The organism is Rhizobium sp. 01N424 (genome assembly GCF_056399485.1).
The window spans coordinates 168,508-182,212 of the sequence record NZ_JBFTRK010000005.1 but is presented as its reverse complement, the minus strand read 5'-3'; the positions used below and the strand labels follow the sequence as shown (position 1 = coordinate 182,212).

Here is a 13,705-nt window from a genome sequence, read left to right as displayed (position 1 = left end):
AACTGACTCCTGATCACATGCTGTATAGGTCGGGCCAACTCAGAAGCCCGATTCTCGGATGACCACAGCAACGGCCCGCCTGAACGTCCTGCTGACAATGCTTTCGGGACTGGCGTCGATCCTCACCACCCCGCGCAAGACAGGCAGGGTGACGGGCTGGTCGGTGTCAGCCGCCATGATGAACTGATACTGCGCTTCCACCGGGACCGCGCCCTTGTCCCTGTCTTCGTTGACGGCGACCGGTCCGCCATTGACGGATGCCAGATAGGGCAGATCCACCACCGCCACTCCTCCGGCGCTGATCGACGCGAGACGAACATCCGTTTTCTTCGTCAACGGCTCGTCCGGAATGAACTGTCCCGACGCATTGGGTTGAACCGCGGCAAGAAGATCCTCCGGCATGTATCCGCGTACCTGGTGTCCGTTGTCGGCGACCACGAGAGCCAGCTCATGGCCCTTGCCGATCCAGCGATCGACATGCAGATCGGGCAGGACGTCCTCCACGACTCCGGCAACGGCCGCCCTCACCGTCAGTTCGCCTTCGAGACGACGCAGGCCCGCCATCTGCTCGTCGAGGCTCGATATCTCCTGTCCGATCACCATCGTAGCGTTACGGTCGAGCTGATCGGCGGCGCGACGGGCCTGGCGCAACGACGCAAGATCGCGGTTGGTGCTGGTCTTCAGGATGTCGAGCCGCAGCCTGGGCGAATCCAGTTCGAACAGGATATCGCCCGGTTCGACACGGACGCCGTCCCGGACCATGATCCGCTTCAATTGCGCAGCGACCGGCATGGCGATCCGCTGGACGGCCACGGGCTCCATGACCGCCGGCATTTCGACGCGATGCGGCCATGGGATCATCATCGCCCCAACGGAGAGAGCAGCGGCTGCAGTGGAGAACCGATAGCGGCGTCGCTGACGAATCCTGTCGCGCATCGACCACCATATCTTGATCTCGCTGGCGATCGGCCTGGCGACGAACCAGAGGATCTCGACGGAAAACAGCAGAATGCCGAGCAGCTTCACCTGCGTCATATGGTAGACGACCAGCGCTATACCGATGAACAGGCCAAGCCGGTAGATGCAGACCGCGATGGCATAGAGAACGACTGTTGCGCGCCGACGCCAGGGCCAATCCTCGGGGCATGGCGCCTGGAGGTCGAAGAGGATCTCCCGGATCGACCAGCGGAAGAGAGCAAAGCCCCTCGGCTGCAGGTTTGAAATCCTCCAATAGTCGCCCAGCAGATAATAACCGTCGAACCGCATCAACGGGCTGAGGTTTATCGCAAGGCTCAGCACCCAGCTCACGGTGGCGATGAAGAAGCAGGCGCTTCTGACGACCCCGTCCGGCAGAAATGCCCATAGGAAAGTCGCGACCGCGGCGATCGCGATCTCGACCATCATGCCCGCCGCGCTGACCAGCATGCGCTGGCGGCGTGACTGCAATCGCCAGGCGTCGGTCACATCGGTATAGAGGACCGGCGCAAGCACGAGAAACGCGACACCCATGGTCGGCACGCGACAGCCGAAATGCTTTGCCATGTAGGCATGGCCGAACTCGTGAAAGATCTTCACAAAGAACAGCGCGAGCACATATCCGGCCGCCCCTTCCAGCGAAAAAAAGAAGAGGAACGTGTGGGAGAACGCATCGAGCTGACGAGACGCCATGAACAGGCCCGCGAGACCGACCAGAAAGACGATGACAATCGCGCCACGTGACGCAAACAGCCGGGCGAAAGGCAAGGTGCTACTGAGGAAGGTGTCGGGTTTGACGAGTGGCACGCGGATGAAAAGGTAGTTGTGCAGCAGCCATGATACGGGGCCGCGACGCCGATCCTGCTGCCGCCTGTAGACGGATTTCCAGCCCGAAACCGGTTCGCATAACAAGCCTGCCTGATCGAGCATCACCGTCAGCTCGTAGAGATCCTCGATCGAGATTTCGTCGCCGAGTTGCGCGTTCAAATCGGCCACCAGCGCGTCGAGGCGCATGTCGCCGTGCCAATGCTGCAATATGCGGTAAGCCCGGTCGTCTATCTCGTGATAGCGGTGCGCCATCGGATCGTAGATCAGCCAKTGCCTCACGGCACTTTCCTGGTCGCCCCGATGCAGGCGCAGATCCTCCCGCAATGCCGGAGCAACGACCGATTCCAATCCTGGTGGAGGTGTGTTCATAGTCCGACCTTCTGACGCATCCAGGTCAGCGGTCGCCGGAAAAGATAATATCCCAGCGGCGCCTTGTCGCTGAACAACTGCGCCGTGCCGCGCACGCCCGGACGAGGCGGAGGCTGACCATCGTCGAACTCGGCATCGACGCGGTAGACGAGCCCCTCGCCTTCCACCATCTGCGCCTGATGGCTGGTTGAAGTGACCTTGGCATTGACCGGGTGCAGCGGGTCTCCATTGAGAAACGCGCGGACCCTCGCGCCCGGCTTGAGATTCAAAACCTCGGCGACCGGAAGGTCGGCTCGCATTTCGACCTTGTTCTCGTCGGCAATTTCCAGGATGCGCTGGCCCGTCACAATAGGCTTGCCGACCCATTCCTTCCGGTCTGCGTAAACGGCAATGCCGTCACGTGGCGCGCGGATCTGTGACTTGTCGAATGTGTCCTGCGCAAAATCGCGCTCGGCGATTTTCAGCTTCAACTCCGCGCGCGCCTGTGCGAGTTCGCGCTTTGCGCTCTCGTCGACGAAGGCGCTCTGCTGCAATTGCCGGAGCTTGGCAACCGCCACGCTCACCTCCTGCTCTGCGACCTGCAACTGGTTGCGCGGAACCGTGTCCACGTAACGGACGACCACGTCGCCTGCGTTCACATTGGAATTCGGAGCAATGACGATCGTGTCGATCACGCCGTCGATCGGCGCGGCAATGACGAAGGGTTCGCGCGCCACCACCTCCATCGGTGCAAGCGCCGTCATCGGCACCGGATAGAACATCGCAGCGATCACAGCAATCGAAAGCGAATAGAGCAAGATTCTGTAGCGCAGACGCATGCGGCGTCGCGGCGGCGTTTGATCGAGAACGACCGCAGCATGTGCGGCCGTGTCTGCGATCCGCGCGCCGATGGCCATGGCACCGTCCGCAAACGGCGTTTCCCCGACGACAAGGACACCGCAATCCGGTTTCGCGTCCCTGAAGCTCAGCGGCAGCCAATATCCTTGAGGAAATGGAAACGTGTGGCCTTCGTCGTCCTCTGCTTCCACGCCTGTCTTCATGGTCAGGGGTGACACCTGTTCCCAGCCAAGTGTTGGTGGATGCCCTCGCACTTCCTTCTCAAGCCAGCGAATGGCCGGCGCGTTGCGATCGATCTCGCCGGTGCCCGATGCCTTCGTCACGCGCGGCCTTCCGGAACGGAGATCCAGGAAGTAGGCGGCGCGGCCGCCAGTCATTCGACGCAACTCGTTGACCAGCAGGACGGAGAGCTCGTCGATACTGCGGCAGCCCCGGATTTCGCCTTCGACCCGCAGCAGGTGACGCAGCGCGACAATGGCATCATCTTGCGCCGGCTGTGCGACAGCGGCAGGCGAAAGCGTCGAGGCAACAGTATCCCTGCCGACATGAACAACCGTCCCTGATGTCGTCTTGATCCTCATGGCGTCGCCTTTTCCGGTCCGGCACGGGCGGCCAGATCCGCGCCGAGGCTCATGCCAGGAAGGACGTCATGGGCGTTCTCGGAGAACGTCGCCATGATCTTGACGGTCTGACTGACCGAATCCACCGTCGGAGCAAGACGTTCCACAGTCGCGCCGTATGTCGTTTCGGTCTCGTCGACGGTAACGTGGAATCCGAGACCCGGCTTGATCCAACGGAGCCACACGGAGGGAACGATCAACTCGATTTCCAGGTGGTCCGTGTTGACGAGCCGCATGAGGGGCTCGCCGGGCTTGGACGTCTCGAATGCCTTTGCACGCATCTCGGCAATCCGTCCACCGAAGGGCGCCACGATCATGCACTCCTCGACCTGGACCGCGAGTGTTTCGGCCTCGGCTTCGGCCTTCTCGTACTTGGCGCGGTTCTGCTCCACGTCAAAACGGCCGACAGCCTTGCGCTTGTCGAGTTCGACGCTGTTGTCGAGGGCGATCTTATTAAACTGCTCCTCGGCGCGGGCCGCCTTGAGCTCTGTTTCATACTTGCCGCAATCGAACCTCATGAGCACGTCGCCTTTCCTGAAACCCTCCCCCTCGCGCCGGGTGTTCTCCAGAATTCTGGCATTGAGCTCCGTGGAGATCAGCGCGTCGTCGATCGCCCGCACCAGACCGCGAACTGGCTCCTTTGAATCCTGAGCGAACCCCACCCCGACGGCGGGCAGAAGCGTGAGGCACGTCCATGGAACGAGGCGAAGAGCGCGGAACACCGCCTCAATTCCCTGGTAAGCGCGCGGAGACCGTCGTCGCGCGCGCGGGTGGCGGCACCGTTGCAGCAACGGCCGGCCCTGATGCGCCGGGCATGGGTGCGACCACATCGGCCCGGGCTATGACGGCGCCAAGATCGCCACGGCCGACCCATGTCTGGCGCAGCGCCGCGCTGATCTGGGAGACGCTCGCCCTGTCGACATCGACGGGCGGAAAGGCGTCCAGGCCGATCGACGCATAGATGTTGGCATAGGCGTTCTGGAGGTTGGCGTAGGCGAGATCGTAGCGGACGTCGGCGACGATCGTATTCATCTCTTCGCGAATGAGGGTCTGCTCGCTCGTCTGCTCGGTCGTCGTGGAGGCGCTGATCTGTTCGAGCAGACGATGCCGTGCGCTCTTCAACTCGCCTGCCGTCGATAGTTCCTGGCGGGCGTGTACGTAGCGGGCGCGGCTCACGTGAACCTGGGTCATGATCGCCATGGTCAAGGCGAGCGAGCGTTGATCGAGCAGGGCCGACTGGGCATCGATCAGCTTCTTCCTTTGCGGGTATTGGAACACCTTGAGCAGGTTCCAGCTCGCCTGAGCGCCCCATCCAAGCCAGTTGTCATTATAGAGAAACGAGTTGGTGCTGACATTCGGCCCGACGAACACGTCTATCCCCGGCAGGACCTCCAGCAGCGCGGCATCGCGCTCCTGCTCGTTGCTGCGCAGACGGTAGGCGACGTCGCGCACTTCCGGTCGGTTCATCATCGCGATCCGGATAAGCTTTCTCGAGTCCACGTCCAGCGGCGGCCGGCCCGCCCCGGACCGCTCTCCGGAGAGGCGGAATTTCGAGTCCGGCGGCACGTTCATCAAAGCCGCAAGCTGGCTGCGCGCGATGCGAAGCTCGCCTTCGATCTGCTGCGCCTCGCGGCGGATCTCGAGGAGCTCCACTTCATAGGTGATGGCAACGACGGGCGACGTCTGTCGTTCGGATGCAAGCGCGCGCGAGTCTGCGATCGCCTTTCGGGTCTTGCTTTGAAGTGAAGTAAGGCGTGAAAGCAGCTTCTCGCTGGCGACAGCCCGCCAATAGGCTGTCCGGACATCCTCTACGATCCGGTTCAGCGCCTTGCGGCGTGCCTCCCGCTGCATCAGAACCTTTTCCGCAGCCTGCTTCGCGCGAACATAGGAAAGGCCGAAGTCGAGAACGTTCCAGCTCAGCGTGATATCGGAATCGAGGATGTTCTTGTCTGAACTCGTCGATGGCTCGAGGGACTGCTGACCGCTCAGAACGGAGAAACTTGAACTTGCCAGCACGTTGCTGCGGCCGGTGTAGCCTGAATTGACAACCAGATTCGGAAGGCCCTGATAACCGGCAAGGGTAAGTTCCCGCAGGTTGACCGCCTCCTGCATCAATTCGACCCGCTGATCGAGATTGTATTTCAGCGCACGGGCAATCGCTTCGTAAACGTCGATTGGACGGCTTACTGGCTCCTGTGCCGAAACCACCCGAGCCATGTTGGTGTCCGCAATGCGGGCAAGTGCATTCTGGTCGAGCGGCTCCGGGGTGACAGCGCATCCGGACATGAAGAGAGCCGCCGAAAGCGAGAGCAAAAATCGTAGGCCCATTCCACACCTGCAAGGTTGAGAAGGCGGTACTCTGAATGCTCGAACCCAATCGCACGAACAGGTGCCAACCGACGCCAAGGCCGCATGCTCGCAACACGAGCGGGTTTCGATCTGACTACCGGGAGTCTCTCATCAAAAAGGCGTAGGCGGCTAGTTGGACCAAAGGCCAATAGACTAGGCACCAAAAAACCACGCTCAGGCACATAATACATTGTTTTTAAATATATTTTTATAAGATGACCCACCCCTAAATCCTTAGGGTTTTTTACTCGCCTCCGCAGCCGCCCGATTGAGGCTCAAGTGCTCCTCGAGAAGGTTATACGCGACGTAGTATTTATAGATGTTGCTGACGTACTGGACGGTCTCCCGGCCGACGATAGCGGCTGCGCCGTTCTCAACATTGCCAAACCAGACGTTTGGATCCAGCCCCAGCTCTGACGCCTTCTTCCGGAACTTGCGGAGGTTTCCCGGTCCGGCATTATAGGCGGCAAAGGCCATGAGCTGGCGATCCTTGGCGGTGATCCCGGGATCGTTGATATAGACCTCGACAAGGTGGCGCAGATACTTTGCGCCCGCTTCGACATTGCGGTCCTCGCTCTTGGCAATGTCCTTGATGCCGACTTCCTTTGCAGCGGCGGTTGCAGGAAGAAGCTGCATGATGCCGACCGCGCCGCGCGGGCTGCGCCTGGACTGGTCAAGCTGCGATTCCTGATAGCCTTGGGCGACCAGCATCAGATAGTCGAACGAGTATTCGCCACCGTATTTCCTGAAGACTTCGACAAGCGTCTGAAACCGCTCGATGTCGGCAGGGGAATAGGCCCTCTTCAGCATCTTGTCGTCCTTGAAGTAGCGCGTCCGCAGCATGTTGCCGAAAGCCGTGCCCACCTTGTGAGTCTCGGCAAACCTGTCGAGCACGGCTTTGAGCTGCGGACTGTTCTTGCGAAGCGCCCATGCGGTCTGGCCGTCCGTCGACACCGCGATATCGGGATGAACAGTCACGTCCGTGAAAACCTTTGACCAGATGTCCGCCTTGTACTGATCGACGATCGTCCATGGCAGCAGTCCGGCATTCACCATCTCCATCAGGTCCTCGTCCTCAAGGTTCTCGTCGATCGGCTTGATGACGATCTCCTGTTTGCCCTCCTGGCGTAACCTGTCATTCATGGCGATCAGATGCTCGTAGTAGCTGCTGGTCTGGCGAACGGCGATCTCCTTTCCGGCAAGATCATCGACGCTCCCGACGGCAGGTGCGGAAGGCCCAGACACCAGAACCTCGCTGGCCTTCGTGTAGATCGGCGCACTGAAATCCACCTGTTCCAACCGCTTCGGCGTGATGGTGAGATTGGCCATGACGATATCGCCCTGCCCTTCGATCAACGCAGGCATCAGGCGGTCGCGGCTGGTGGGGATGAAGGCAACACGGATGCGATCGATCTCCTTCGTCTTGCCCTTGTTCAGTTCCTCTTCCAGTGCGGTGCCGAATTCGACCGCGGTGCCGAACTGACGCCCCTTGTCGAGGAAATAGATGGTCTTGCTGAAGGGCACCAGAATCCTGACCAGCCGCCGCTTGGTCATCCCGTCGAGATCATCCGTGCTGGCCTTCGGAAGGATCGATGGCGCACGCGCACCGGAATTCGCCTGCGAATATGCCAGGGGTGCTGCCACCAGAACGCTCGCCGCAAACAGGCAACCTATGAAGAAGTTGAACATCTTGACCTCGAATCCCTGAGCGATCGTGGCGTGTCAAAGCAGCAGAAGCTTCTTGACGAGCGAGAGGACTTCCTTGAACGGCACGCGTGTCGAAGCGAGAATTGCAAAAGGCAGCAGCGCCGCCGCGGAGACAGGCAGAAGTGCGGCATGGCTCAAAAGCATTGGCGAAAGCTTGCGCGTCAGCTCGTATTGCTTGGTCGGATCGGTGACATCTTCCGGTTCGGATCCGGTCGCTGCAACGGCATTGCTGCCGGTGAGCTTACGCTCGGCCATCCGGTGATACTGAGTCGCCTGGGCACTGAGGCGAGCCATCGACACCTTCTTGAGTTCAAGCAGCGGTCTGGAGAAGGCCGATAGCGGAAAGGCGAACAGGCCGAGGATGATGACCAGCCAGACCACCATCAGAATGGAGATATTCGTCAGCGTCGCCGTCTCCTGCAGCAGGTTCTGCGCCAGCGTCGCGGCAACGGCGCAACTGACGCCGAAAACGGATGTCACGTAGGCGCTTGGGTAATCTGCCAGAAAGCCTATCCCGCCCTTGCCATCCGGATGTGTGGCGACCAGCCGCAGCTCGAGCCACGACAGGCGGCGCAACAGCAGAGACCAGACAAGATGCCGCCACAGCCCGCGGGTCACAAGGAACCAGAACAATGGAATGCTGACGGCGATCGACCACCATCCCGCAAGCGTCACCACGTTACCCGCCGGTTCGGTCATCACCGCCCATGACGGCTTGTCTGTAACATATTGATGCCGGAGCACGACGCAGGCGGCGATGATAGCGATCAGCAGGCAGACGATCTCTGCAACGTTCGAATTCCGTCGCCGCAGCGCGTCATTGACCGCATCGGCAGCACCAGCGAAAGACGATGGCGCGATGACCGGTGCGGAAACCACATGGCGGAGTTCCTCCTGCAACCGCTGCTCGACCTGCTGCTCGGCCAGTACGAAGGCTCCGATGGCGATGACAAACCGCGCCCAGACACTGACATCCGTGAGGTAGGTCAGACCGCCTGACGTGTCGATGGAAAGGCTTTGCGGCAGCCCAAGAAGAAGCGGCCCGCCCCAGGCTATCCCGATGAAAAGCACCGCGCGGCGGCCGGACATCAGCGCATGGTCGTGCAAAAGCTTCAGCCGGCGCTGCAGCTCGTAGAAAGGTCCGCCATGGGACGCGAGAAACTCCTTCGACCGGGGAGCGCCCGCATGCGTATCGTCCATGCAAATCCCCTCGTCCGCGCGAGCGGCTCTAGTCGTCGGTCACTTCCCAGTTGTCGTCTGGATTGAAGGTCCTGATCCCTGCGGCGATCGCGTCGGTGTTCTTGCCCAGGTCGGCCTGGTAGACCGTGCCATTGGCATTCACCATGAAGGTATGGACACCCGTCTCGTCGTAGCGGATCGGCCAGGCGATCAGCCCGAAACCGGCGATCATGTTGCCGTTGATGATGTAGTCGAACTTGCCGCCGGCAATGTTCGGCCCCTGCGCCGCCAGGATGCGGTAGTGGTAACCGAAATATCCCGCCCCAGCCTTCGCTTTCCTGAGAGCCGCATCGGTCTCGAAGGCGGCGCCCGCAGGACTTTCCCCCGCACCGAGATCGGGAGACCAGTAGAGGCCATCCGTCTTGCCATCGCTGCTGATCAGCCGCTGCGCATATTCGAGAACGCCGTCGCCATCATGGTCTTCGGCGGCATATTCCTTCTGCGCATCGACATAGGCGCGCATGGTCGCGATCGCCTGCAGCTCGTTTTCGCCGACGCGGCGGTTGATGATCTCCTCGAAGCCGGCATAGGTATCGAAGGACCATTTGCCGTCTTCGCCCTTGACGATCGGGAACGGCAGCGGCCAGAGCTTGTCGCCGATATCCAGGATTTTGGCGCCGTCGACGTCGCGCACCGTAAGCTGCTTCTTCACGCCGTCACGGATCTCGGCATATGTGTCCATGACGCCCTCGCCCGCCTTGGCCTTGGCGGCATCGAGGCCGAGCAGGCTCGCCAACTTGTCGAAATCGTCGGCGGCGAGCGCTGCCTTGAAGGCATCGACGGCGGCTTCAGGCGTGTCGAATGCCGGCGGATCGGTCTGCGATGCAAAGCCTGCGATGACCGTTCCTTCGGTTGGCTCGGCGGCATTGATGGCCGCCGGAAATGCCGCAAAGCCGGCAAGAGCGACGGTAAAGACCGAGCTCAGGATCATGGTGCGGACTGTCGTGATCATGACTGTCTTCCTTTGCTCGAAGGGTTACCGGCGGCGTCCGCCACCGCGATGGGGAACGGAGCGATGCCCGCCGCCGCCACCGCGTCCGATCGCATGGCCACCTCCCCGGCCGCCACCGGCGCCGATCGCGTGCCCGCCGCCGCGGTTGCCGCCTCCCAAGCTGGGCCTGCTCCCACCGCCCATGGCCAGCCGGCCCCGTTCGGACTGCATCTGTGCCCGTCTGCCATTATCGACATGACCGAGAGCGGATGGCTTCTTCGGGCGGTTGTCGAGGCGCGCCGCGGGCCTCGGCTTTCCTGCCGGGCGGTCGAAACTGGCCTTGCCCGCCAGATTGCCCGCAGGCCTGGCCGACGGCGTGCGCCCGGCAATGCCCTGACCCGGCTTGTTGCCGATCTTCGACGCCATGTCGCGGTTGATCTTGTCGCGATTGATCCGGTCCGCATCGATCTTGCTGTTGCGGATATCCTTGACGCTGACATTGCCGGCCTTGTTGCGGATTGCCATATTGCGGCTGTTTCCGATGGCATTTGCCTTGGCCTTGATGCTGTTGCGGTCGCTCGCCTTGATGCTGTTCTTGATGGAGTTGCGGTCGATCTTGTTGAACTGATCGCGGTCGAACTTGATCTTGCTGCGATCGACGTTCTTCCAGTCGATATCGTTGAAATTGACCTTGCCGTTGATGTTGTTGAAGCAGTGGTCACAGTCGATATCGACATCGCCGCGCCAGCGGCCGCCCCATACACCCCAGTCGTCCCAATCGACCGCTGCCGCCCAGATCGCGCCGGTTACGGCGGCGGCGAAGAAGGGCGCGGTCGGATAGGTGTAGTTCGGATAGTAGTCGGGGTAGTAGCTGATCGGCTGCGGCGCGTAATCCGGCTCGTACAGCATCTCTGGCGCATATTGCGGGACGTAGATCTTCTCGGGGCTTGCCGACTGGATGACGACGTTGTCGTTTTCCTGGACCACCTTGATCTTGTCGTCGGTCTTGATGATGCCATCGGCCACCGCCTTGTCGCGCAATTGCTGGATGGCGATGAGGACATCTTTCTGCTGGTTGGCCAGGGCCTCGCCAAGCGATTGCGTCCAGTCGAGATCGTCGCTCATCATCTTGACGATATCGGGGTAGTTCAAAAGCGAGATCACGCTACCATCCCAGGTATCCTTGGGTTTCAGCTTCGGATTCTTCTTGGCATCATCGAGATAGCGCTGCGCCTCGACGATCTGCAGCGGATAGAGCGAGGCGGACGTCACCAAGGCAACGAGATCGTCGGGATAGAGCGCGATACGCGCGACCAGCACCGCGAGCTCGTCATCCGTCAACGGATCCGCGGCATCGTCCGTGTCTGCCGGCGCGTCGGCGGCCGCGGTCTGCTGCGCCCATGCGCTCTGCAGTTCTCCGGGGACGAACGGAAATCCGCTGAAGGTCAGCAGGAGCGCAACCGCCGTTGCGAGGCGAAGTTCGTAGATCCGCGGCATTTCGGACATCCCCTTGTCGGTCGAGACCCGTTCAGCGACGATGCGCGGCACTGCGCTCGATGCCGGATTGTGGCGAGTGCCGCTGAGGCTGGAGAGCGGGACCTCGCCGAGGCGGCCATATTCGATCCGTGGTCAGGCGAAGTATAGTTGGACCAAGGGCCAACTACTGCCGCAGTCAGGGACGGCTTGATGCCGGCGTTTCGCGCAAGAAGTTGCTTACGTAATAGAAAACCTGATCAGAACAGGAATCAGCCGGGCCGCGCTGACAATAAAGCATACAAGCGAGGTAACTTTTGTTCGGGACTTTTCCGGACCTTGCGTCACGTAGTGCCAATTTGGACACGTACCGTTCCCCAAAACAGACAAGCCCCTCAAGGGCTCGTCCGTATTTTGACTAGGGTTTTCAAGGGCTTAAATGGTCGGGGCGACAGGACTTGAACCTGCGACCCCTTGACCCCCAGTCAAGTGCGCTACCGGGCTGCGCTACGCCCCGACCTGCCTAAACGGCTTGCATCGTTTAGTTTTTCGACGGCTTGAATGCAAGTGGAAAAAGGAGCTCCACCTGCAAAAAGCCGCGGCCTTATTTTGCCGTCGAGAGGACGAGTGCGCCGGGCTTGGCTTCGGCGCGGTAATCCACGTAGCTATCTGTCTCGGCGTGCGGTGTTTCGAATGGCGTTGCGTGGGTAGTGGTGATGACCACGACATCGGCGCCGGCCGCCTCGCCTGCGAGTATTCCTGCGACGGCATCTTCGAACACCAGGCAGCGGGCCGGATCGACGCCGAGGCGCTTGGCGCCGAGGATATAGCATTCGGGGCTCGGCTTGCCGGCCGAGACTTCTTCGCCTGTGACCATCACCTTCGGCAGCGGAATGCCGGCCGCCTTCAGGCGCTTGAAGGCGAGCTCGGCAGGGGCGGAGGTCACGATCGCCCAGCGGTCCTCGGGAAGGCTTTTCACGAAATCGATGGCGCCGGGGATTTCGATGATGCCTTCGACATCTTCCATCTCGGCATCCAGCAGCAGCTTGGCCTCGTGGATCGGATCGACGCCCGGCAGGCCGAGGTTGCGGACCGTATCGGAGGCGCGCACGCCATGCACCGTCTTCATGAAGACCTCAGGCTCCAGGCCGTGGCGCTTTGCCCAGTCGCCCCATACGCGCTCCACGACGGCGATCGAATTCACCAGCGTGCCGTCCATGTCGAACAGGAAGGCGTCATAGTCTTTGCCGAAGATATTGGAATTGGGCACTGCGTATTCCTTGTCTGCTAAATGAGTGGCGGGCCTTGGCGCGGTTAGCCGCTTTGCTTTTCCATTGGCCAGGTATCGGACAGGCGGTATCCTGCGGGATAGGGATCGGACGGATCGAGCATCAGCTGCTGCGTTCCGGTCACCCAGGCGCGGCCGGATATGATCGGCACGATGCCGGGCTTGCCGCCGATATCGGCTTGGGAATCGATCGAGCAATGGAACTCGGAGCCGATGATCGAGCGGCCGGTAAATTTGTCTCCGACCTTCATCTGACCCTTGGCATGAAGAACCGCCATGCGGGCCGAGCAGCCGGTGCCGGTCGGCGAGCGGTCGATCTTGCCGGGGCGGATGGCGACCGCGTTGGCGCCGCTCAAGATGCCGTCCTCGACGACAACGGGGGCGGCAAACTGGCAGAAGGAGATGTGGTCCCAGCCGCTGTTGACGGGATGGACGAAACCGAGCTGTTCGTTGGCAGCCTTGGTGATCTTCATGCCGAGCTCGGCGAGATCACGGGCCTCGTGCGGGGCGATCGAGAAGCCCAGCGCGTGGGCATTGACGATGACGAAGCTGTCGCCGCCATAGGCGGTATCGACGGTAAGCGTGCCGAGCCCCTCGACCTCGAGCTTGGCATCGAGCTTGTCGGCGAAGGAGGCGACGTTCTTGACGCTGATGCGCTCGGCCTTGCCGTTCCTGCACGTGGCCGTAACCTCGATGAGACCGGCCGGCGGCTCGAGGATCATTTTCGTTTCCGGCTCCTGCATCGGGATGATGCCGGTATCGAGCAGCACGGTCGCGACGCAGATGGAATTCGAGCCGGACATCGGCGGCGTGTCTGCCGGCTCCATGATGATCCAGCCCATCTGCGCCTTCGGGTTCTTCGGCGGCACCAGCAAATTCACATGGCGGAAGACGCCGCCGCGCGGCTCGTTGAGCACGAAGTTGCGCAGCGTCTCGTCGCTGGCGATGAAGCGGGACTGGTCCCAGACAGTCTCGCCCGGCGGCGGCGCGACGCCACCGACGATCACATCCCCCACCTCGCCTTCGGCATGGCAGGTAACGACATGGATGACCTTGGATGTTCTCATCGCGCGAGTCCCTCTTGCGGAA

General features: G+C 61.3%; 10 protein-coding genes and 1 tRNA gene. All 11 read right to left on the bottom strand.

Features of this window, described 5'->3' with window-relative positions:
* Positions 1–39 precede the first annotated feature (39 nt).
* On the bottom strand, positions 40–2,082 hold the full coding sequence (locus AC1DNK_RS15640) for a site-2 protease family protein (RefSeq protein WP_477942026.1): 2,043 nt from the start codon (positions 2,080–2,082) through the stop codon (positions 40–42).
* Positions 2,083–2,168: 86 nt separating this feature from the next.
* Positions 2,169–3,590 (bottom strand): efflux RND transporter periplasmic adaptor subunit, encoded by a 1,422-nt coding sequence (locus AC1DNK_RS15635; protein ID WP_477942025.1) that lies wholly within the window; start codon positions 3,588–3,590, stop codon positions 2,169–2,171.
* Entirely contained in the window at positions 3,587–4,459 is an 873-nt protein-coding gene (locus tag AC1DNK_RS15630; RefSeq protein WP_477942023.1) for an efflux RND transporter periplasmic adaptor subunit, read from the bottom strand. Before AC1DNK_RS15630 ends, AC1DNK_RS15635 begins: the two co-directional genes overlap by 4 nt.
* Positions 4,356–5,957: a TolC family protein gene (locus tag AC1DNK_RS15625; protein WP_477942021.1), complete on the bottom strand. Its 1,602-nt coding sequence runs from the start codon at positions 5,955–5,957 to the stop codon at positions 4,356–4,358. Before AC1DNK_RS15625 ends, AC1DNK_RS15630 begins: the two co-directional genes overlap by 104 nt.
* 255 nt (positions 5,958–6,212) lie before the next feature.
* The gene (locus AC1DNK_RS15620) at positions 6,213–7,667 is read right to left on the bottom strand and encodes an MltF family protein (RefSeq protein ID WP_477942019.1); all 1,455 of its coding nucleotides are present in this window, start codon (positions 7,665–7,667) and stop codon (positions 6,213–6,215) included.
* Positions 7,668–7,700: 33 nt separating this feature from the next.
* Positions 7,701–8,885 (bottom strand): hypothetical protein, encoded by a 1,185-nt coding sequence (locus AC1DNK_RS15615; RefSeq protein ID WP_477942017.1) that lies wholly within the window; start codon positions 8,883–8,885, stop codon positions 7,701–7,703.
* Between the two features lie 28 nt (positions 8,886–8,913).
* Positions 8,914–9,876: a DUF2950 domain-containing protein gene (locus AC1DNK_RS15610; RefSeq protein ID WP_477942015.1), complete on the bottom strand. Its 963-nt coding sequence runs from the start codon at positions 9,874–9,876 to the stop codon at positions 8,914–8,916.
* A 24-nt stretch (positions 9,877–9,900) separates the two neighbouring features.
* Positions 9,901–11,352 carry a DUF3300 domain-containing protein gene (locus AC1DNK_RS15605; protein WP_477942192.1) on the bottom strand — a complete coding sequence of 484 codons (1,452 nt, stop codon included), beginning with the start codon at positions 11,350–11,352 and terminating at the stop codon, positions 9,901–9,903.
* A 416-nt stretch (positions 11,353–11,768) separates the two neighbouring features.
* Positions 11,769–11,845 (bottom strand) — tRNA-Pro (locus AC1DNK_RS15600).
* An 87-nt stretch (positions 11,846–11,932) separates the two neighbouring features.
* The gene (locus AC1DNK_RS15595) at positions 11,933–12,547 is read right to left on the bottom strand and encodes an HAD family hydrolase (RefSeq protein WP_477942191.1); all 615 of its coding nucleotides are present in this window, start codon (positions 12,545–12,547) and stop codon (positions 11,933–11,935) included.
* A gap of 95 nt (positions 12,548–12,642) precedes the next feature.
* A complete protein-coding gene (locus AC1DNK_RS15590; RefSeq protein WP_477942013.1) occupies positions 12,643–13,683 on the bottom strand; it encodes a trans-3-hydroxy-L-proline dehydratase in 1,041 nt (346 codons plus the stop codon).
* Positions 13,684–13,705: the final 22 nt, after the last annotated feature.